Source organism: Pantoea sp. GCM10028869 (assembly GCF_042666835.1).
Lineage (GTDB): Bacteria > Pseudomonadota > Gammaproteobacteria > Enterobacterales > Enterobacteriaceae > Pantoea > Pantoea leporis.
In genome coordinates this window covers 270,867-290,244 of the sequence record NZ_JBHTGO010000001.1, presented here as the reverse complement: position 1 = coordinate 290,244, position 19,378 = coordinate 270,867, and the positions used below count along the sequence as shown (strand labels likewise).

The following is a 19,378-nucleotide window of genomic DNA, read 5'->3' as shown; positions in this document are numbered from 1 at the left end:
GACGTAAAATCACTGTTCTATGCTGGTCAGCAACGCATTTTGAATAATTCTTTGCGCTTTTAGCGGGTTTTGCTCACGCTGCGCTTCCTGCAACGCGGCGATATCCAGCTTATCCAGCGCGCGATAGATATGTTTGAGGAAGCGAATCGACAGATTGGCGGCTTCAACATGATCTTCACGGAACGGGAATTGATCAAGCTGCCACACGCCGTCCCAGTTATTGATCTTCAGAACATAGAAGAACTCAAAAATCTCGGTCATGTGCACGGTACCGACCACCAAATCGTCATCCCAGCCGCGCAGGTTGTCGTTGACGTCCATACCAAACAGACGACCACGATCGATAATCAGCTGGGCGGAATCCGCTGGGGATTCACCGGCAAACAGTGCATGACCAAAATCGAGCAGCACGCCAACGTTATCCAGTCCAATATCCTCAATGCCAAGCAGCGTACGCGCAGCTGAATCCCAGGTCATTTTCACGCGTGGTTCACGCGGTTTGTACTCGATAGCAAATTTGACGTCTGGATTGGCGCTCGCCAGTTCGCGCATACCCTCTACGGCCATCTTCCACAGGTTTTTATGATCGACCTGGAACGGATAATCCCAGCCATCCTGACCCGGCCAGACTTTCACGTAGTTAGCCCCCAGCTCACGCACTACGGTGGCGGCTTCGTGCATTAAATCAAATGCCTGTTGGCGAATGGTGGCATCGGGATTGGTGAAAGCACCGCGTGAAAAGCGGCGCAGATAAATTTCTGGCGTCACGCCAATCGCTTTCAATCCGGCATCGGCGAGCGCTTGTTTAACCTGCGCTACGGTCACGCCTTCGGTGAAGGGATAGGGCACATCAACATAGGAAAGGTCCTCGACGCTGCCAGCGAGTTTAATCTGATCAAGGGTGCTAAGCGCTGGCCCGTAACCATCTACGGCGTAGCGATCGATATAGTTGGCGAAGTGCCACAATCCGGCACCAAATTTCGGATACGTGTAGGAACTCATTAGACCTTCTCCTCAGATGATTGCGTCATTGAATATATATTCATATATGGTTATATATTCCATTCTGCGCCTCGGCGTGCGCAGTTAACCAGCAATCATTGACGGAAATGCAACCGTAATCACACAATATTCGATGCCATGCCCCTTTGTTCAAACCGGTTTGCTGTGATATCCCATCCGGCTTAACCGGCTGAATAACTCTTTATTGTTGGCGCAGTTGAGCTTGCGAATAATACTCTGCCGATGATGGCTGATGGTTTTGCAACTGAGATGCAGTTTGTATCCAATATCGGTGAGATTGCTGGTTTGCCCCAGCATGCGCAATAAGCCGAACTCCCGCGCTGAAAGGGTTTGCTTGGTGCGGCGAACATCCGCCTCAAATTCTGTAGCCAACGGTAAACCTAATACAGCATCAGAAAGCGCTTTCAGACTGCACTTTTTAGAGAGAAAAGTAACACCTGGAAGCAAACTGACCACATAGCTTATGACCGCTTTCTCATGCAAATCGGTTAGCACGATAATCCGCGTGTCTGGCGAAGTCCGTTGGACTTTCAGCAATAATTCGGTAAAGAATTGCACATCGCGGCCATAAGCGGTTAATTCACTGATGAGCAAATCCGTTCCTGCGATCTTACTCAGCGCTGAGTCAATATCGTCACTATCTATATTTTTTACATGAATAAATTTCCCGGAAAAATAACGTGAAATCCCTTCAGTAATCCATTTGTTATTGTCTATCAGCGTTAATGACAACATAGTTATCCCCATCTTTATTATGCTGGCATTAAAGCGCGATCCCGGTGCTATGAATATCGGACTGGGGAAGGGAGGTTTGTACGAAATTTCCCAAATTCGCGATTACAGATTTAAAGGCATGTCAGTGTTGTTGAGATATAACCGCTGGGTGAACGTATGGACGCGCTGGGCGTTAGCCTTGCATCGGGCCTGCCGCTGGAAAAAATGTGAAACGAAAATAATAACATAAAGCGATTCACAGCCAGGAAAGGTAGCGGGTGGTGTATCAGCCTGGCGCCTTTCATTTGCTGTTGAGGAAAATAGCCGACATAGTTAACTGGAGCAGCAGTTGGATATTTCTGAAGCGTCACCGTATGCGATGACGCTGGTGTAGGCTCTTCATAAAGTGGAGGAATGATGGAATTAGAAACAACCCGACTGCGGCTGGAATCCTTTGAGCTGGCGCATTTTGACGGACTGCGAGCGATGGAAAGCGATCCGGAAATTATGCGTTACATCAGCAATGGCGTAGTTAAAACGCCAGAAGAAACCCTGACGAGTATCGAACGCGTTCAATCGCGCTGGCAGCGATATGGTTTTTCCTGGTGGGCGATGCGGGAAAAAGAGTCTGGCGAAATCGTCGGTGCTTGCTGTCTGCAGCATTTAGCCAATCAGGATGGTGCGCCATTGGAAATTGGCTGGCGTCTCAATGCCAATTATCACGGCAAAGGTTTTGCCACCGAAGCCGCGCAGGCGATAGTTAAGTTTGCGGTAGAAAAGGTTGGCGTTAAATATTTGGTTGCGGTGGCCGATCCTGAGAATGCCGCTTCGCAAAAGGTGATGCAGCGGCTTGGCATGACCTACAAAGCGATTGAGCAACACTACGATGTGCCTTGCGTGGTGTATGAGCTTCATCTTTAGGCATTAGTGAACAAGTGCCATCAACATTTTATGTCATATTCCAATTCTTCTTATTTTACAGGATTGGAATATGAAAGAGCACGATATTGGTTTTAGCCACATAGCGCTGCAAGTGAGAGATATAGAACGCAGCATCGATTTCTATCAACGTTACGCAGGGATGCAGGTGATCCATGAGCGGGCACCAGGCATTGCAGAAGCGCAAAAAGTCGCATGGCTTTCTGATTTAACGCGTCCATTTGCGTTGGTGTTGGTGCAATCTCAAACCACAGTGGATACGCCTCTGGGTCCGTTTGGTCATATTGGCGTTGCATGTGACAGTAAAGAAGAAATTGATGCCAGGGTTGCTCAGGCTGAATGCGAAGGTGTGTTACGCCGCCCAGCGCAACAATCAGCCGCTCCCGTCGGTTATTGGGCATTCTTCGCCGATCCCGATGGCAACACGCTTGAACTTTCATATGGCCAACAGATTGGCCTTGAGATTATTACCAGCCACCTTAACGCGGGTGTTTAACCTAAAACGTCACTTGAAAGGGTGACGGTTGATATCGGGTTTAGACGTGGTATGAGTGCGCGATGAGATGCTTGATTTAACATAATCATGATTATACGCACTTAGATTGATGAGGCATTTGAGCAGATATCAGGGATATTTGAGGGATAAACAACGTCGTCAGTATTTCGGAGTTCATTAAGATCCCACCAATGATAACTATTGATGACTGATTTTTCATTTTCAGTCCATCCGCTGGTACTGATATCTTCATCGCCTATTTTAATAAAATAAAATCGCTCATGTGCCAGAACCACCTCACCGCTGGGCAGAGTCATTTCAAAGGTTCTCTCCGTTAACGCCTGTCCTACATCATTAACATAAATGCCTGTTTCTTCTCTAAGTTCCCGAATGGCTGCCTGCTCAAAAGTCTCTTCTGATTCCACGCCTCCACCGGGAGTTGCCCAGTATACTTTACCTGCCAGCGCATCCTTCTCATGCCTGAACTTGAATAATAAGACCTGATTAAGGAAGTTCATAATAAGCAAACGTGCAGAATCACGGGTACGCAATGGATAATTCCTTTTTCATTTTCAATGCAGGTCAGCATAACTGATTTTGAGGATAAAAATAAAACAGAGCCCAAGTTAAATTATATGTTATTGCATAATGTCGTACATCTCAGATTTGCCTGAACCCGATCACTTCTACTCATACCCTTATTCTATTCATATCAAGGAGAGTAAAGCGACGTAGTGGCTTCACCGATGAATATTTATGCTTGCGTCAACGAGCGTTCGGCGCTGAATGCAAAGGTAAGAGCGTTTATTGCCTTTCTGGAACAACAACTCGCCGAAAGCGTTGATTAACTCCATAATATTGGGTGTTAAAGTCATTTTTGGACGTTAAGCCACAATATGCTGGATTTAACTCTTAGCAAACCCGTAGAAATCGTCAAGCTGTTATGGGTTGCGCAGAGATTAAACGCGCTCACCTATTAGCGCTCGGGCAACAGGAAACTGAACTCACGCCAGCGCAGGCAGGCGATATCATCGATAATTACTGTTCGGTTGCAACTGGCTTTGCCCGCAAAGCGGCCGATATGTTCCCAGAGCAAATCACTGCGGAAACGCTGCGCTTTCTCCAGGCGCGCATTGACGAAAACATCAAAAACCTGGCGAAATAGTTAGCCGCTACGGCCCCGGAAAAGCGCCGTTTTCTCGGGCCATTCAGCGCCCTAACCTGCTTTTATTACTCCCGCTCATAAACCCATTTAGTGATTACGGATAATGCTTTCGCAGATGCCGACTATGCTTACCCTTCTAAAACCATACAAAAATAAGTTGTACCCCAACATTTAACCCTTTTACTGGAGGTTTGGCATGAGCAGCCAACACTTAACAACACCTGTGCCGTCAATGGCGCCGATCAGCTTCAAAGTCAACGGTATACAGCAGCAATTAAACGTTGATACCCGCACTACGCTGCTGGACGCATTGCGTGAGCACCTGCATTTGACCGGCACCAAAAAAGGCTGCGATCACGGCCAATGTGGTGCCTGTACGGTGATGGTCAACGGACGTCGCATTAACGCGTGCCTGACTTTAGCGGTAATGCAACAGGATGCGGAAATCACCACCATTGAAGGTTTGGGAAATCCGGATGAGCTGCATCCCTTGCAGGCGGCGTTCATCAAACATGATGGTTACCAGTGCGGCTACTGCACGCCTGGGCAAATATGTTCATCGATGGCGGTGCTGGAAGAGATCAAAGCGGGCATTCCCAGCCACGTCACCCACGATCTGGTTTCCGCGCCCAACGTGACTGCGGATGAAATTCGTGAGCGCATGAGTGGCAATATCTGCCGCTGCGGTGCCTATTCCAACATTCTTGCGGCGATTGAAGAGTACGCGGAGGGCCTGGAATCATGAAAGCCTTCACTTACCAGCGGGTCAAAACCCCGGCTGAAGCCGCTACCAGCGCCCAGCAACATACCAATGCCAAATTCATCGCCGGCGGCACCAATCTGCTCGATCTGATGAAGCTGGAGATTGAGACGCCCGCGCATCTTATTGATGTGAATGGGCTTGAGCTGGACAAAATCGAGGCCACAGCCGATGGCGGATTACGCATTGGCGCGTTGGTGCGTAACACCGACCTGGCGGCCGATGCGCGTATTCGCCGCGATTATGGCGTGCTGTCGCGCGCGTTAGTGGCTGGCGCTTCCGGCCAGTTACGTAATCAGGCGACAACCGCTGGGAATCTGCTGCAGCGCACGCGTTGCCCCTATTTCTATGACACCAACCAACCGTGCAACAAACGTTTACCCGGCAGCGGCTGCGCGGCGCTGGATGGCTTCAGTCGCCAGCATGCGGTGGTCGGAACCAGCCAGGCCTGTATCGCCACCCATCCGAGCGATATGGCGGTGGCGATGCGTTTGCTGGATGCGGTTATCGAAACGGTCAGCCCGGATGGGCGAGAGCGCAAAATCCCGATTGCTGAATTTTATCGTGCGCCTGGCAATACGCCGCATCTGGAAACCGTGCTCACTCCTGGCGAGCTGATTGTGGCCGTTTCACTGCCGGCCCCGCTGGGCGGCACACACATTTACCGCAAGGTGCGCGACCGCGCGTCCTACGCTTTTGCGCTGGTCTCTGTTGCCGCCATCATTCAGCCGGATAAATCCGGTCGCGTGGCGCTCGGTGGCGTGGCACATCAGCCGTGGCGGTTGGAAGAGGCGGATAAGGCGGTGATTCAGGGCGCGCAGGCGGTGAGCGATCGACTGTTCGCCACGGCGCAACCTACCGCTGAAAACGAGTTCAAGATTATTCTGGCGCAGCGAACGCTCGCTTCCGTATTGGCAGAAGCGAGGGGATAACTGATGAAATTCGAAAAATCCGCAGGCAATAACCCAATTGATCAGCTCAAGGTAGTTGGTCAGCCACTCAATCGTATCGACGGACCGCTGAAAACCTCCGGCCTGGCGCATTACGCGTACGAATGGCATCAAGAAGCGCCCGATGCGGCGTACGGCTATGTGGTCGGCGCGCCGATCGCCAAAGGAAAAATCACCGCCATTGATGTGCAGGCAGCGCAAAATGCGCCGGGCGTGTTAGCGGTGGTGACGGCTAACAACGCGGGAAAACTGGGCAAAGGCGATAAAAATACCGCTCGCCTGTTGGCGGGCGACACCATCGAACACTATCACCAGGCCGTCGCACTGGTCGTGGCGGAGACGTTTGAGCAGGCGCGTGCGGCGGCGAGTTTAGTGAAGGTGGATTATCAGCGTGAGCGCGGCGCTTATGATCTCGCGCAGCTAAAGCCGGGCGTTACCTCCGCGCCCGAAGATACGCCAGATAAGTCCGTGGGTGATTTCGCCGGTGCGTTTACTGCAGCTGACGTCAAGCTGGATGCGCACTACACCACGCCTGACCAAAGCCACACCGCGATGGAACCGCACGCCTCGATGGCGACATGGCAAGGCGATAAACTCACCGTCTGGACCTCGAATCAGATGATCGACTGGTGCCGCACCGATCTGGCCGCCACGCTCAACATGCCGATGGAGAAGATCCGCATCGTGTCGCCTTATATTGGCGGCGGCTTTGGCGGCAAGCTGTTCCTGCGCAGCGATGCGGTGTTAGCGGCGTTGGGTGCGCGCGCGGTAAAGCGTCCGGTCAAAGTGATGCTGCCGCGGCCATTAATCACCAATAACACCACACATCGACCGGCCACCATTCAGCACATTCGCATTGGCACCGATAAAGCCGGCAAGATTCAGGCCATCGCGCATGAAAGCTGGTCGGGGAACCTGCCGGGAGGCACACCTGAAACCGCCGTGCAGCAAACGGAACTGCTTTACGCCGGTGCTAACCGCTTTACCGGATTACGACTGGCGACGCTGGATCTGCCCGAAGGTAACGCCATGCGCGCACCGGGTGAAGCGCCTGGGCTCATGGCGCTTGAAATTGCCATCGATGAAATAGCGGAAAAAGTGGGCATTGATCCGATCGCCTTCCGCATCCTCAATGATACGCAGGTCGATCCGGCCAAACCCGAGCGCCCTTTTTCACGCCGCCAGCTGGTTGAGTGCCTGAATACCGGCGCCGAGCGCTTTGGCTGGTCACGACGCAACGCCAAACCGGCAATGGTCAAAGAGGGACGCTGGCTGGTCGGCATGGGTGTTGCGGCCGGTTTTCGTAACAACATGGTGGCGCCTTCCGGTGCGCGTGTGCATCTGGACAATAAAGGCATCATCACCGTTGAAACCGACATGACCGACATCGGCACCGGCAGCTACACCATCCTCGCGCAAACGGCGGCGGAGATGATGGGCGTGCCGATCGAGCGTGTGGCGGTTCGTTTAGGCGATTCAGACTTCCCTATTTCTGCCGGTTCCGGCGGCCAATGGGGCGCGAACACCTCAACATCCGGCGTTTACGCCGCCTGCGTGAAATTGCGTGAAGCGGTCGCCAGCAAACTGGGCTTTGATGCGCAACGCGCTACCTTCAGCGACGGTCAGGTGAATGACGGAAACCAGAGCGCGCCGCTCGCCCAGGCCGCCGCTGAAGCGACTATCACCGTGGAAGACACCATCGAGTTTGGCGATCTTGACGAGCAATATCAGCAATCCACTTTCGCCGGACACTTCATTGAAATCGGCGTGGATGTCGCCACCGGTGAAGTGCGGGTGCGGCGCATGCTGGCGGTTTGTGCCGCCGGACGCATTCTTAATCCCAAAACGGCGCGCAGCCAGGTGATTGGTGCCATGACGATGGGACTTGGCGGCGCGTTGATGGAGGAGCTGTTCGTCGATGAACGCCTCGGTTATTTCGTCAACCACGATATGGCGGGCTATGAAGTGCCGGTTCACGCCGATATCCCGCAGCAGGAGGTGATTTTCCTTGATGACACCGATCCCATCTCCTCACCGATGAAAGCAAAGGGCGTGGGTGAACTGGGTTTGTGCGGCGTCAGCGCGGCAATCGTCAATGCTATTTACAACGCCACCGGCGTACGCGTGCGCGACTATCCGGTGACGCTGGATAAGTTACTTAAAGGCTTGCCTGCCCTTGTCTAAAGTTGAGGAGAAGCGCATTGCAGCAGCTACTGATTGATGACGATCTGCAACCGCAGATCAAGCCGCAGCAGGCTTTGCAGACCGATGACAGTGAAAGCATCCTGCGCTTCGCGCTTGAAGCAATGGAGGCAGATTCCGCTGCCGTGCTGGTCACGCTGATTGAGATTCGCGGTGGCGCGGCGCGGGCATTGGGTGCGCAGATGGTGGTGCGGGAAGATGGCCGCTATTGCGGCTATGTTTCCGGCGGCTGCGTGGAAGCGGCGGCGGCTTATGAAGCGTTGCAAGTCATCGCCACTGGTAAAGATCGCTTTGTGAGATATGGCGAAGGATCGCCTTATCTGGATATTGTGCTGCCCTGTGGCGGCGGCATCACGCTGGCTTTCCATCAGCTACGTGACGCGCAACCGCTGAGAAACGTGCTGGATTTGCTGGCAACGCGTCAATCCGCAGCGCTGCGCTATCTGCCGACGTTTCAGCGGCTGGCGAGCGCTGCTTGCACTGAGATGACCGGCTGGCAGGAGGATGCCTTTATCACCGGCTATCTGCCAAAAACACGCGTGGCGGTATATGGACGTTCAGTCGAAGCGTTGGCGACGGCGTCGATTGCGCAGGCCGCTGGTTACGAGGTGCTTTCTGGCGAGGATGTGCAGGCGCAGGCCGTTGATCCCTTTACGGCGGTGATTTTGCTGTATCACGATCTCGATCGCGAACTCCCAGTGCTTCTGGCAGCGCTGCGTTCTGCACCCTTCTATATCGGAGCATTGGGAAGTCGGCGCACGCATGCAACGCGCGTTGAGAAATTGCTGTCGCTAGGGTTTAGTGAGGAAGAGATTGCGCGTATCAAAGCGCCGATAGGCATCTTTGCCCAGGCGCGCGATGCGCGCACGCTAGCGCTATCAATTGTCGCGGATGTCGCGGCGGCTCGGCTCAACGTGGTTTAGCCACCACATCGAAATCGCGCTGTACAGCAGCATCCGCTTCAAAGGTGACCAGTAAGCGCGGTTCCAGCAGCGCTCTGGCACCTTCATCGCCCTGCAAATTGCGTAACGCCTCAGCGTAGCGCCCAGCAAACCCGACCGGATGGCCGGGTTTGCCTTTATAGGTAAGACGCACCTGCGCCGCGCCCTTTTCTAACGCCTCTTTTACTTGCCAATAATGATCCACCGTTAGCCACGGCATATCTCCCAGCGTAATGATCCATCCTTTCCATTGAGCGGTCATCGCCACGCCCGCCGCAATGGATTCGCCGCTGCCGCCACTTTCACACAGCACAAGCTGCACGCCTGCCTTTACTGCATGCTGACGCACCGCCAGATAGTCGGGACGCGTCACCAGCGCCACCGGCAAGCCACTCAGCTTTGCCTGTTCAATCACCGTTTCAATTACCGTCGGCGCATCGTCGTTTATGCTGGCCAGCAACTTATTGCCGCTGCCGCCGCTGGCGATATAACGCGAACCTTTACCTGCCGCGAGGATGAGAATGCCGGGCGTTGCTGAATCCATAGAAGTTTTAAACCTTGCGTTACCATCGATTGTTAATGAAATTATAGCTAATCCTATGATTTACAATAGATATTAACAAAAAATAGCCAATCCAAATTAGATTGACTTCAATCTAATTTATGTCAATATATTCACGTTTTTCAGTCTCAATGACTGCAACTCTGCCTTAAAAATAGTGGTGATATGAAAGAGTTAAACGATGAAGTTTGCTGTGTAGGTCCTGAGAGTGAAGCGCCGGTGACTGTCGACCAGTTTCTCTGCTTCGCGCTCTATTCCGCGTCCCTTGCGATGACCAAACTTTATCAGTCGCGACTGAAACCACTGGGTTTGACCTATCCGCAGTACCTGGTGCTGCTGGCGCTGTGGGAAAAAGACCATGTCACCGTTTCAGAATTGGGCGCGCGCGTGCAGCTGGATTCAGGCACGCTCAGCCAGCTTTTAAAGCGACTGGAGCAGGCTGGCATTATCAGTAGAAAACGCGATGTTGGTGGCGATGAGCGCAGAGTGTTGATCTCCGTCACTGAGCAGGGACAAGAATTAAAGATCGCGGCGGCCGGCGTTCCGGCTGACATGGTGTCAGTGATGGATACGCCTTATGAAGAACTGGCCGATCTCACTGCACGTGTAACCACGCTGCGCCAGAAACTGATCAATGCCCTGCCCTGAGGGCGCGAAATAATACATTCCTATGAATGCTTTGGAGCAAGCTGAAAAATGTTAATTAGCAAAGGGATTAAGGAGAAGGTGATGTCAGACGAGAAAGCGGAAAATATGGATGACATTCATGCTGTCATTGGTCACGCCGTGTCATGCCTGCTTAAATCCGATCAACCTTTGCAACTTGATCACATTACTGCGCTATTGAAGCAGCAAGAAGAAGCCGCGCCCGTTCAGCTTAAGCAGGATTATGTCAACGCGATGAGTAAGATTGCGGAAAAGTGTTTAGCATCGTAATCAGTGCTTTTTCTGATTCGGGATATTAGCATGCTTCTCACTACTGAAATCTTGTCCGTCGCGTTGCGTGTTGGTCCTGACGCTATGATTTCTGACATCCGCCAGTGCGCGTTGGCAGGCAACTCGCCTGTAGCTTTCCTCTTCTGTTTCCGCCATCTCTTCAAGTTTGGCTATCAGCGCCACAGAGGATACCGCAACCTGGTCTTCTAAAAGAGCAAGCAGCGCCTCACCAATCATTCGGTCCTTCATCTGTTCATCGTAACTGCTAGTCATTTAATTCTCTGTGTAGTCATATTTACTCAAGCTTAAGAGTTATTTACCAATGGCGTTGTTATCTTGAGAAAATCAACGTGCGTCAGTCAGGTTAAGAGAAAACAATTGTTTTGTAAAATCCAATTTAATTCATCAGCGCTATCATCAAGTCCTGCCGCATAAAAAATGATCGCCTCGGCGCGATGACATTCCCCGATAAAAACAAGCTCATCCAACTTGATTAAAGATAAGAAAAGTCTTAGTGGCCTCGCGTACGTTTTCATGGCGAAAAATCACCACGGGAAATAATTAGTATGAAAGCCGCAAACCCTGCTTTTCTCACCTCACTTTGCTTTACTGTTATCGGTTAGGATGCAGCGAAATTGAAAATCTATCAGTTCAGAAAATTCACTTTTAATGTGAAGAATCATGAAGTCACCTGCGACGGCAAGATGATGGCGGAGATAGCCACCACCGACTCTGCGCGTGTTATGCAAGGCGATGGATTGACCGTTATTTTCTATCACTATTTTCCGGAAAAAGCGGCGGTGATGAAGGATGGCCAGTTTGTCGATTGGGCCAGACTGAAACGTTAACGATAATGCGGGCAGCAAGGAGGCTGCTTCTCTTCTACAAACCTGATAAACACTCGCCAGCGCATTCCATTCGTCTGTGACTTTTATCAATGATTAATAATGTTAAATAAGCCGATTAAAAAGCGTTCACTAAACCGCTTTAGGGTATTACGCTAAAATATCTTTGTTTACAGTTTATAACGGTAGGATTTATTCCACTTACTACACTGGAAGCGTGTATTTACACGCTATTAACTTTATAAGGAATAAATCCAGTGCGTAAATTTTCTCTGATTGTATTAACTGCGGGCGTGCTGCTGTCGGTCACTTCTCAGGTCGAAGCGAAGGGCTGCATCAAAGGAGCGGTTGTCGGCGGCGTGGCGGGCCACGTGGCGCATCACGGCGTTGCGGGTGCAGCAGCGGGTTGTGCGGTTGGTCACCATATGGCGAACAAAAAGCAGAAAGAAGCGGACAGCAAACAGCAGCAGTCTAAGTAATTCCCTGAGCTGCCTGTGCAAACAGGCAGCTGTAACACGCGTTATAAACGTTTTTGCGAATCCGCATCAAACAGCATCGCGCGATCCGCATCAATGGTCACAGGCAGAATATCCCCCGCCTGTGCGCCAGAACGTTGCGTGGTGAATAGCATGATGTCATGCCCCAACAGCGATCCATGAATCAGCTCGGATAATCCCGTCGGCTCCACCAGCGACACTTCTAACGGCAGCGCATTCATCGCGCCCGCTTCGGCAATCGCCACATTCTCTGGTCGGATACCGTAAATTACCGCTCGCCCAGCCTGATGCTGCGACCAATGCTGATTCAACGGCAGCTGTGCGCTATCGCCAATACGCACGCCCTGCGCGGTCATCATGCCATTGATGAAGTTCATTGATGGCGAGCCAATAAAGCTGGCGACAAACTTGTTCGCCGGTGTGTCATACAGCTCGAGCGGCGTACCGACCTGCTGAATCACGCCGTTGTTCAGCACCACAATGCGATCCGCCAGCGTCATGGCTTCAACCTGATCGTGCGTCACGTACACAATGGTGTTGTTCATCTGCTGATGCAGCTTTTTGATTTCGACGCGCATCTGACCGCGCAACTGTGCATCCAGGTTCGACAGCGGTTCATCAAACAGAAACACCTGCGGCTGACGCACGATGGCGCGTCCCATGGCCACACGCTGGCGCTGACCTCCGGATAACTCTTTGGGTCGGCGATCAAGCAGATGCGTCAGGCTGAGAATTTCCGCCGCACGCCTCACCTTCTCTTCAATTTCCGCACGCGGACGCTTCTGGATTTCCAGGCTGAAGCCCATATTGCGCGCCACCGTTAGATGCGGATAGAGTGCGTAACTTTGAAACACCATCGAGATATCGCGATCTTTGGGTGCCACATCGTTCATCAGCTGGTTGCCGATACGAATATCGCCGCCGGTCGCCAGCTCCAGCCCAGCGATGGTGCGCAGCAGCGTCGATTTGCCACAGCCGGAAGGTCCCACCAGTACCACGAATTCGCCGTCTTTGATGGTGAGGTTAATATCGCGCAGCACCTCAACGTTGCCATAGCGCTTGTCGATCTGTTTGAGCGTGATTTCAGCCATGATTTACCCCTTAACCGCACCGGCGGTGAGTCCCTGAACCAAATAGCGTTGAATAAAGGCGAAGAACAGACAGGCCGGGATCAGCGCCAGCACCACCGCCGCCATCATCTCGCCCCAGGAAACGGCAAACTTCGACACGAAGCTGAGCAGCCCAACCGGGAAGGTCATCACTTCGTTTTTGTTGATCAGCATCAGCGAGAACAGCAGCTCGCTCCACGCTGCGGTAAACACAAAGCCCAATGTGGCCGCCATGCCCGGCAAGGTCAGCGGCACCAGCACGCGATACAGCGCCTGAAAACGCGTGCAGCCTTCCAGCATCGCCGACTCCTCCAGATCTTTGGGAATCGCATCGAAGAAGGATTGCATCAGAAAGGTGGCAAACGGCACGTTAAACGCGGTGTAGATCAGAATCAGCCCCAGCAAGCTGTTGGTCAGGCCCAGCGGCGCCATCACCTTGTAAATCGGCGCGATGATCATCACCAGCGGAAACATCTGCGTGAACAGCAGCAGTCCGGCGATTAGCACTTTGCCGCGGAACTGGAAGCGCGAAAAGGCATAGCCGGCCGCAGCGGCAATCAGCGTGGTAAGAAACGCGGTGCTAAACGAGACAATCAGGCTGTTGGTAAAAAAGGTCGGGAAATCACTGTCGGTCAGCACTTTTTTGAAATGACCAAAGGTCACGCCGCTCGGCAATAACGTTACGCCCTGACTAAACAACAGTTGGTCCGGCGTCAGCGAGATTTTGATGATCCAATACAGCGGAAACAGCGCGAACAGCAGATACGCCGCAATACTCAGACGATGGCCAATCAGCGGCAAGAGTCGCATCGTTGCCTCCTATTTCAGCAGCTGATGACGGATGCGCAGCAACACCAGCGCATAACAGGTCATCAGCAGTAACAGAAACACCGCCATCGCTGAGGCATAGCCAAAGTCGAGCTTGCGATAGGCGGTGGTGAAGATGTAGCTGGAGAGAATCGAGGTCGATCCCGCCGGACCGCCATCGGTCATCACCACAATGAGGTCGGCAAAATTGGCGATCCAGATGGTGCGCAGCATCACGGTGATAGCGATCATCGGTGCCAGAAACGGCAGCGTGACGCGACGAAACTGCTGCCAGCCGCTGGCACCATCAATCGAGGCCGCTTCGTACAGATCTTTGGGAATCGACTGCAGCGCCGCCAGCAGCGTGATGGCAAAGAACGGAATGCCAAACCAGACGTTGGCGATCACCGGTCCCCACATAGCCAACTGCGGATCGGACAGAATGTTGTACGGCTCACTCAGCACGCCCAAATCGCTCAGCCACTGCGGCAATGGGCCGACTACCGGATTGAACAACCATGACCAGGTCAAGCCAGAGAGAAACGCCGGAACCGCCCACGGCAAGAACACCAGCGCCTGCACCCAACGGCGAAAACGGAACTCGCGATTGAGCAGCAGCGCCAGCGCCAAACCGAAGAAGAACTGCAGCAGCAGCGAGCTGAGCGTCCAGTTCAGCGTGTGGCCCAGCGCTTTGAAAAAGCGCCGGTCATCAAACATCTCGCTGAAGTTATCCCAGCCGACCCAACCGGTCTCCAGCGGATTCAGCAGGTTAATGCTCTGAAACGCATAGGAGATGCCGATCGCCATCGGCACAAAGATGAACAAAGCGATCAGCAACAGGCCAGGCGACAAATACCACCACGGCTCAGCCAGTCGACTCCAGCGGAGGCGGCGGCGCGCCGGACTGTTGGGCAGAGAAGCATCAAGCATCATAATCACACTCCGCGTGGTTAAAGGTTACTGCGTAGCAAGCCAGGCTTTCTGCTCTTTGCTGAGATAGTTCGCCCAATCTTTCACCATGCTTTCGGTATCGTTCTCACCCAGCAAGGTTTCCTGGCTGCTCTCTTTCACAATCACCGAGTTGAAATAGCCCCAGCCTTTGAGATGGGTTGGCATGGTGAGTGGCACATAGTTAGGATCGTTCAGCTCTTTGAACCAGCCGGCGAACTGCGGCGTTTGGTAAAACGGGTCTTGCTCGGCACCTTTGTAAATCGGCAGCGTGCCGACGAATTTTGACCATGCGAGGTTGTTGGTTTTGTCACTGAGGAAGGTAATCAGCGGCCAGGCGAGATCCTTCTGTTTACCCTGCTTGAACATCGACCAGCCGGTATAGCCAATGGTCGGGAAAGCTTTGCCTGACGGGCCAACCGGCATCGGAGCCACAGCGAAATCATCGGCCGCCATGCTGTTTTTAATCGCGATCAGCGCGTCGGGATCCTGATCGAGCATTGCGCATTTACCTGAATAGAAGCCCGAAACGATCTCATTGAAGCCCCAGTTAACGCTGTCTTTCGAGGCGCCGCCCTTTTGATACATATCCACCAGCAGCTGCGCGCCTTTCATCGCGCCCGGCTCGGTCAGCGTGCTGTTACCTTGTTTATCGAAGAACTCCGGTGAACCGTTCATCGCCGCCATAAACATCATCCAGGCGTTGGTGCCGCCCACGCCACCACGCATGCAGTAGCCGCTGATGCCATTCCCCAATTTGCTGATGCGCTGGGCATCGCTGGCGAATTCCTCCATGGTTTTGGGCGGTTCACTCAATCCTGCCTGCTGGAACAGCTTTTTATTCCAGAACAGCGCGCGCAGATAAAAGCCGTACGGCACCATGGTGGCTTTGCCGTTGGCGGCGCGCGCCATGGCCAGCGTTTTATCGGTGAGCTGTGGCGTGGCATCCCAGCTTTTCAGGCGCGGCTCGAGGTCTTCCAGCATATTGTTACTGGCATACAATCCTTGCCAGGTATCCGGCATCTCCACCACATCCGGCACCTGACCGCTCTGCAGCATGGTGCCGAGCTTTTCAAACGCCTGGCCCCACGGCAGTGAAATCAGTTCAATCTCCGTGCCGGGATGCTGGGTTTTATACTCATCGAGCATTTTTTGCAGCAGCGCGGTGCGCGGCGGGCTGGTAATCACTTCCACTACGGTAAGCTTGGCGGCGAGGCTGCTCATCGCTGCACTCAAACCCACGGCTAACACTAATGCTTTCACGGCAAAACGTTGCGTCATGACTTTTCTCCAGTGAGTGATTACGCGCGATTCGCGCTGGCAAGGGCTTGCTGCAAATCGGCCCACAAATCGTTGGTCTCTTCAAGGCCGACCGAGATGCGGATCAGGCGTGGCGAGACGCCGAAATCCACCGCCGAGTTAAATTCACTGGCCTGGTTGATCACCGAAATCGCCGGCATCACCAGACTCTCAAATCCGCCCCAGCTCACGCCCATGTGGAACAGCTCCAGCGCGTTGCACAGCTGTGGAATATCCACCTGCTCCGCCACTTCAAAGGCAAACAGACCGCTGTAGCCGCGCAAGGTGGACCACGACTGCGGTGTAAGCCCCGGATGGCAGACGTCCGTCACCAGCGGATGCTCCGCCAGTTTTTCGGCAATGATCAGCGCGCTCTGGTGGTGGTGTTTCATGCGCAGCGGCAGCGTGCGCAGGCCGCGCATCAGCAGTGACGCTTCATGCGCCGAAAGTTTGCCGCCGAGATAAGGACTGATGTGACGCGTAATGTTGTTAATGTGCTGCTGGCTGGCGATCACCAGACCAGCCACCACATCGCTGTGGCCGCTGATATATTTCGACGCCGAGTGCACCACGATATCGATGCCGCACAGCAGCGGCTGCTGGAAAATCGGTGAAGCCCAGCTGTTATCGATAATGCTGACCACGCCCGCTTCGCGCGCCATCGCGCCGAGCTTATTCAGATTCTGTTCACTCATCACCCAGCTTGAGGGACTTTCCAGATACAGCAGGCTGGCATCCGATAAGGCCGCACCAATTGCAGCTTCGTCATCACCATCGACAAACTCGGTAACGATGCCAAAGCGCTGGCAGAAGCCGCGCAGAAAGCGATAGGTATCGGGATAAACGTGATTAACGCATACCACTTTTTTACCCGGCGCCACCACGCTGAGAATCGCATTGCTGATCGCCGCCATGCCGCTGCCAAAAGCCAGACAGGCTTCGCCGCCCTCCAGCGCCGCCATCTTGTCCTGCAGCGCTTTTACCGTCGGGTTATCGACGCGCGAATAGAGCGGCTGATCGCTCTCGCCGCGAAAGCGCGCGATCATGCTGTCGTAATCACTGAAGGTGAACAGCGAAGACTGGTAAATCGGCGTAGTGACCGCGCCCATTTCATGGCGTTGATCGTGAGTGAGCAGCGTTTGTTGCGGAATCAACTTATCGTTTGGCATTCATTACATCCTTCATGTCGCGTTCGGTGATATCGAGAATTTGATGGCAGATCGCGCGCGATGCCGTGCAATCGCGCTGGCGGATAGCGTTGAAGAGTTCACGGTGCAGCGGGAAAGAGTCTGAAAACAGCGCCTGTTCCGGCGGTGATTCGAAAAATGCATGAAATGAGTCGTAAATGCCGTTGAGCATTTGTAGCAGCAAAGGATTTCCGGCAGCCCGATAGATGCTGGCGTGAAATGCCCAGTCTTCCGCACCGGCAGAACCGATCGCCAGATGCACTTTTTCCATCTCATTAAGACGTTGCTCGATTTCGATCAGATCGGCAGCCGAGGCACGTTGAGCCGCCAACGCGCAGGATTCTGACTCGATAATGCGGCGCACTTCCAGCGCGTGTAGCATGTTGGCCGAATCGTTTTTAAAGCGCAGCGATAAGAAGCTGTCGTTAACGCCCACTTCCGCCTGCAAAAAAGTACCGCTGCCCTTTTTACGCAAAATAATGCCTAGCGCTTCCCAGCGTTTGAGCGCTTCACGCACCGTATTGCGGCTGACGCCAAGCTTCTCCGCCAGCACGCGTTCCGGCGGCAAGCGGCTGCCGGGCTGCGCACCCGACTGCGCCATATAGCGCGTTAGCGCATCGAGAATCAGCGTATCGCTGCGCGGCGTGGAAATAGGATGAAGCTCAGCCGGTATCTGCATGGCAATGCCCTAATTGGTCCAACATCTCTACCAATCGAATAGCAACGCGCGTGCCAGATTATTAATGCGCTGAATTAAATGAATTTTGTGCGGGGTTATAAGTGGTTATTATGCGTTTTACTGGTGCAAATCGAGGGGATTTGCACCAGATGGGTACGTGGCAAGGGTGTTGATCATCTTGGGAGGGATTAAGCCACGAGCAACTGAAACGCTTTTATTTATTTAAAACCTGCCAGCGTTTATAGACGTCGAGCGCCTGCGGTCGAGGCTGATATTTCATCGGCAAGCGACGTTGTTCAATTGGCTTGCTGTATTCAGCGTAAAAGGTGTCCAGTTCAAAGTATTTACGATCGTCACGGTAATACGTCGAATACTCTTCGCGTTTGGTGATGTATATCACCTGCTTTGGACTGCAATAATAGAGTGCACCCAGACACATTGGACAAGGGCTGGCGAGAATGTAAATGTCGCAGTCGGTGAGGTTTTCGCTGCCTGATTGACGGCAGGCTTCGCGGATGGCCAGTATTTCAGCGTGAGCCGTGGGATCATTCGTCTGTGCGACCTGGTTTGCGCTCTCAGCGATTACCTTGCCGTCGCGAACAATGACTGTTGCAAATGGTCGACCGCCCTCTTCAACGTTTTTCATTGCTAAATCAATCGTGCGTTGTACAAAATCCATTCGTTCCTCGCTTGTATACACAATTAACCATGACATGTTGAGCCTGGTTCAGTTTTGTATAATGCGAAAGCGATGAGCAGGCTAAACGTATACGATTTAACCGTTGAATGAGTAAAAGTTTATTTCTGATGGCGGTGATGGGCAGCACCGCCTTTAGAAAAGTAATAATCTTAATCGCAAGCTCGCATTTTTAAGACTTATTACTGAGAACTACCATTGATGAGGGTTACGCAAAAATTCTGCCTGGCTCGGCAAAATTTCAAGATCCCGTTTTCTACAAAAAACCTGCGGCGGCATATTTCCTGTTAACGGCGCAATGTCACGCAGTTTCATTTCACGGTTAACTTTAGGTAACCACTCTTGGAACTGTTTCGCGTAGGAATCCGCTAAATTTTTATCATGGGTGCGCCCGACAAAAAGCTTACTTTTAGCGAGACGGGAAATGTCCGTCGCATATATTTCGTAGAGCTCGCCACACTGTACAATTTCAATTGCGGTGAAATGCATATTGGGCCAGAAACTCACTTTTGCTGAAAAATTGCTGTAATTCATAAAATATCACTTATTGTTGGATTTATCTGTGTGCCAGATTATTCTGGTCGGGCCAGTAATTATAACGCCATTTTCATGGCCTGATACT

General features: G+C 52.7%; 24 protein-coding genes. 11 read left to right on the top strand and 13 right to left on the bottom strand.

Going from position 1 to position 19,378, the window contains the following annotated elements; genetic code table 11:
• Window positions 1–9 precede the first annotated feature (9 nt).
• On the bottom strand, window positions 10–1,002 hold the full coding sequence (locus tag ACFQW4_RS01430) for a sugar phosphate isomerase/epimerase family protein (RefSeq protein WP_377723329.1): 993 nt from the start codon (window positions 1,000–1,002) through the stop codon (window positions 10–12).
• A gap of 150 nt (window positions 1,003–1,152) precedes the next feature.
• Entirely contained in the window at window positions 1,153–1,758 is a 606-nt protein-coding gene (locus tag ACFQW4_RS01425; RefSeq protein WP_377723327.1) for a response regulator transcription factor, read from the bottom strand.
• A 396-nt stretch (window positions 1,759–2,154) separates the two neighbouring features.
• Here ACFQW4_RS01425 and ACFQW4_RS01420 point away from each other — a divergent pair, with 396 nt between their 5' ends.
• Both ACFQW4_RS01420 and ACFQW4_RS01415 read left to right on the top strand, forming a co-directional pair.
• Window positions 2,155–2,658 carry a GNAT family N-acetyltransferase gene (locus ACFQW4_RS01420; RefSeq protein WP_377723325.1) on the top strand — a complete coding sequence of 168 codons (504 nt, stop codon included), beginning with the start codon at window positions 2,155–2,157 and terminating at the stop codon, window positions 2,656–2,658.
• Between the two features lie 70 nt (window positions 2,659–2,728).
• A complete protein-coding gene (locus tag ACFQW4_RS01415; RefSeq protein WP_377723323.1) occupies window positions 2,729–3,172 on the top strand; it encodes a VOC family protein in 444 nt (147 codons plus the stop codon).
• A gap of 101 nt (window positions 3,173–3,273) precedes the next feature.
• Here the strand turns inward: ACFQW4_RS01415 and ACFQW4_RS01410 are convergent, their stop codons facing one another.
• Window positions 3,274–3,723, bottom strand: a complete 450-nt coding sequence (locus ACFQW4_RS01410) for an NUDIX hydrolase (RefSeq protein ID WP_101761493.1) — start codon at window positions 3,721–3,723, stop codon at window positions 3,274–3,276.
• 392 nt (window positions 3,724–4,115) lie between these two features.
• On the opposite strand from ACFQW4_RS01410, the gene ACFQW4_RS01405 reads away from it, so the two are divergent.
• The 5 genes from ACFQW4_RS01405 (at window position 4,116) to ACFQW4_RS01385 (ending at window position 9,172) form a co-directional block, all read left to right on the top strand.
• Window positions 4,116–4,337, top strand: coding sequence for a hypothetical protein (locus tag ACFQW4_RS01405; protein WP_377723321.1), 222 nt, complete (start codon window positions 4,116–4,118; stop codon window positions 4,335–4,337).
• Between the two features lie 196 nt (window positions 4,338–4,533).
• On the top strand, window positions 4,534–5,082 hold the full coding sequence (paoA, locus tag ACFQW4_RS01400) for an aldehyde dehydrogenase iron-sulfur subunit PaoA (protein ID WP_101761497.1): 549 nt from the start codon (window positions 4,534–4,536) through the stop codon (window positions 5,080–5,082).
• Window positions 5,079–6,029 carry an FAD binding domain-containing protein gene (locus ACFQW4_RS01395; RefSeq protein ID WP_377723318.1) on the top strand — a complete coding sequence of 317 codons (951 nt, stop codon included), beginning with the start codon at window positions 5,079–5,081 and terminating at the stop codon, window positions 6,027–6,029. The genes paoA and ACFQW4_RS01395 overlap by 4 nt, the downstream gene beginning before the upstream one ends.
• Before the next feature lie 3 nt (window positions 6,030–6,032).
• On the top strand, window positions 6,033–8,231 hold the full coding sequence (paoC, locus tag ACFQW4_RS01390) for an aldehyde oxidoreductase molybdenum-binding subunit PaoC (protein WP_377723316.1): 2,199 nt from the start codon (window positions 6,033–6,035) through the stop codon (window positions 8,229–8,231).
• A 17-nt stretch (window positions 8,232–8,248) separates the two neighbouring features.
• The gene (locus ACFQW4_RS01385; RefSeq protein ID WP_377723314.1) at window positions 8,249–9,172 is read left to right on the top strand and encodes an XdhC family protein; all 924 of its coding nucleotides are present in this window, start codon (window positions 8,249–8,251) and stop codon (window positions 9,170–9,172) included.
• On the opposite strand, the gene ACFQW4_RS01380 is transcribed toward ACFQW4_RS01385, so the two are convergent.
• A complete protein-coding gene (locus ACFQW4_RS01380; protein ID WP_377723312.1) occupies window positions 9,159–9,734 on the bottom strand; it encodes an NTP transferase domain-containing protein in 576 nt (191 codons plus the stop codon). The two genes, ACFQW4_RS01385 and ACFQW4_RS01380, sit on opposite strands and share 14 nt — an antisense overlap.
• Before the next feature lie 183 nt (window positions 9,735–9,917).
• Between ACFQW4_RS01380 and ACFQW4_RS01375 the strand changes: the two genes are divergently transcribed.
• On the top strand, window positions 9,918–10,400 hold the full coding sequence (locus ACFQW4_RS01375; RefSeq protein ID WP_101761502.1) for a MarR family winged helix-turn-helix transcriptional regulator: 483 nt from the start codon (window positions 9,918–9,920) through the stop codon (window positions 10,398–10,400).
• A gap of 81 nt (window positions 10,401–10,481) precedes the next feature.
• The gene (locus ACFQW4_RS01370; protein ID WP_101761503.1) at window positions 10,482–10,688 is read left to right on the top strand and encodes a hypothetical protein; all 207 of its coding nucleotides are present in this window, start codon (window positions 10,482–10,484) and stop codon (window positions 10,686–10,688) included.
• Here the strand turns inward: ACFQW4_RS01370 and ACFQW4_RS01365 are convergent, their stop codons facing one another.
• Window positions 10,689–10,961: a hypothetical protein gene (locus ACFQW4_RS01365; protein ID WP_377723310.1), complete on the bottom strand. Its 273-nt coding sequence runs from the start codon at window positions 10,959–10,961 to the stop codon at window positions 10,689–10,691.
• Window positions 10,962–11,359: 398 nt separating this feature from the next.
• Between ACFQW4_RS01365 and ACFQW4_RS01360 the strand changes: the two genes are divergently transcribed.
• Together ACFQW4_RS01360 and ACFQW4_RS01355 are read left to right on the top strand one after the other, a co-directional pair.
• Window positions 11,360–11,536, top strand: coding sequence for a hypothetical protein (locus ACFQW4_RS01360; protein WP_158238597.1), 177 nt, complete (start codon window positions 11,360–11,362; stop codon window positions 11,534–11,536).
• 254 nt (window positions 11,537–11,790) lie between these two features.
• On the top strand, window positions 11,791–12,012 hold the full coding sequence (locus ACFQW4_RS01355) for a hypothetical protein (RefSeq protein ID WP_101761506.1): 222 nt from the start codon (window positions 11,791–11,793) through the stop codon (window positions 12,010–12,012).
• Window positions 12,013–12,053: 41 nt separating this feature from the next.
• Here ACFQW4_RS01355 and ACFQW4_RS01350 read toward each other — a convergent pair whose 3' ends face one another.
• The 8 genes from ACFQW4_RS01350 to ACFQW4_RS01315 all read right to left on the bottom strand — a co-directional run bounded on the left by ACFQW4_RS01350 (window position 12,054) and on the right by ACFQW4_RS01315 (window position 19,290).
• Window positions 12,054–13,121, bottom strand: a complete 1,068-nt coding sequence (locus tag ACFQW4_RS01350; protein ID WP_110866891.1) for an ABC transporter ATP-binding protein — start codon at window positions 13,119–13,121, stop codon at window positions 12,054–12,056.
• 3 nt (window positions 13,122–13,124) lie between these two features.
• On the bottom strand, window positions 13,125–13,949 hold the full coding sequence (locus tag ACFQW4_RS01345) for a carbohydrate ABC transporter permease (RefSeq protein ID WP_110866890.1): 825 nt from the start codon (window positions 13,947–13,949) through the stop codon (window positions 13,125–13,127).
• Between the two features lie 9 nt (window positions 13,950–13,958).
• The gene (locus ACFQW4_RS01340) at window positions 13,959–14,879 is read right to left on the bottom strand and encodes a carbohydrate ABC transporter permease (RefSeq protein WP_192234862.1); all 921 of its coding nucleotides are present in this window, start codon (window positions 14,877–14,879) and stop codon (window positions 13,959–13,961) included.
• 24 nt (window positions 14,880–14,903) lie between these two features.
• Entirely contained in the window at window positions 14,904–16,175 is a 1,272-nt protein-coding gene (locus ACFQW4_RS01335; RefSeq protein ID WP_222183326.1) for a sugar ABC transporter substrate-binding protein, read from the bottom strand.
• Window positions 16,176–16,195: 20 nt separating this feature from the next.
• A complete protein-coding gene (locus ACFQW4_RS01330) occupies window positions 16,196–17,362 on the bottom strand; it encodes a PLP-dependent transferase (protein ID WP_377723307.1) in 1,167 nt (388 codons plus the stop codon).
• Window positions 17,349–18,059, bottom strand: coding sequence for a FadR/GntR family transcriptional regulator (locus ACFQW4_RS01325; protein WP_350262035.1), 711 nt, complete (start codon window positions 18,057–18,059; stop codon window positions 17,349–17,351). The genes ACFQW4_RS01330 and ACFQW4_RS01325 overlap by 14 nt, the downstream gene beginning before the upstream one ends.
• A 214-nt stretch (window positions 18,060–18,273) precedes the next feature.
• Window positions 18,274–18,738 (bottom strand): nucleoside deaminase, encoded by a 465-nt coding sequence (locus ACFQW4_RS01320; RefSeq protein ID WP_377723305.1) that lies wholly within the window; start codon window positions 18,736–18,738, stop codon window positions 18,274–18,276.
• Between the two features lie 210 nt (window positions 18,739–18,948).
• On the bottom strand, window positions 18,949–19,290 hold the full coding sequence (locus ACFQW4_RS01315) for a hypothetical protein (protein ID WP_377723303.1): 342 nt from the start codon (window positions 19,288–19,290) through the stop codon (window positions 18,949–18,951).
• Window positions 19,291–19,378: the final 88 nt, after the last annotated feature.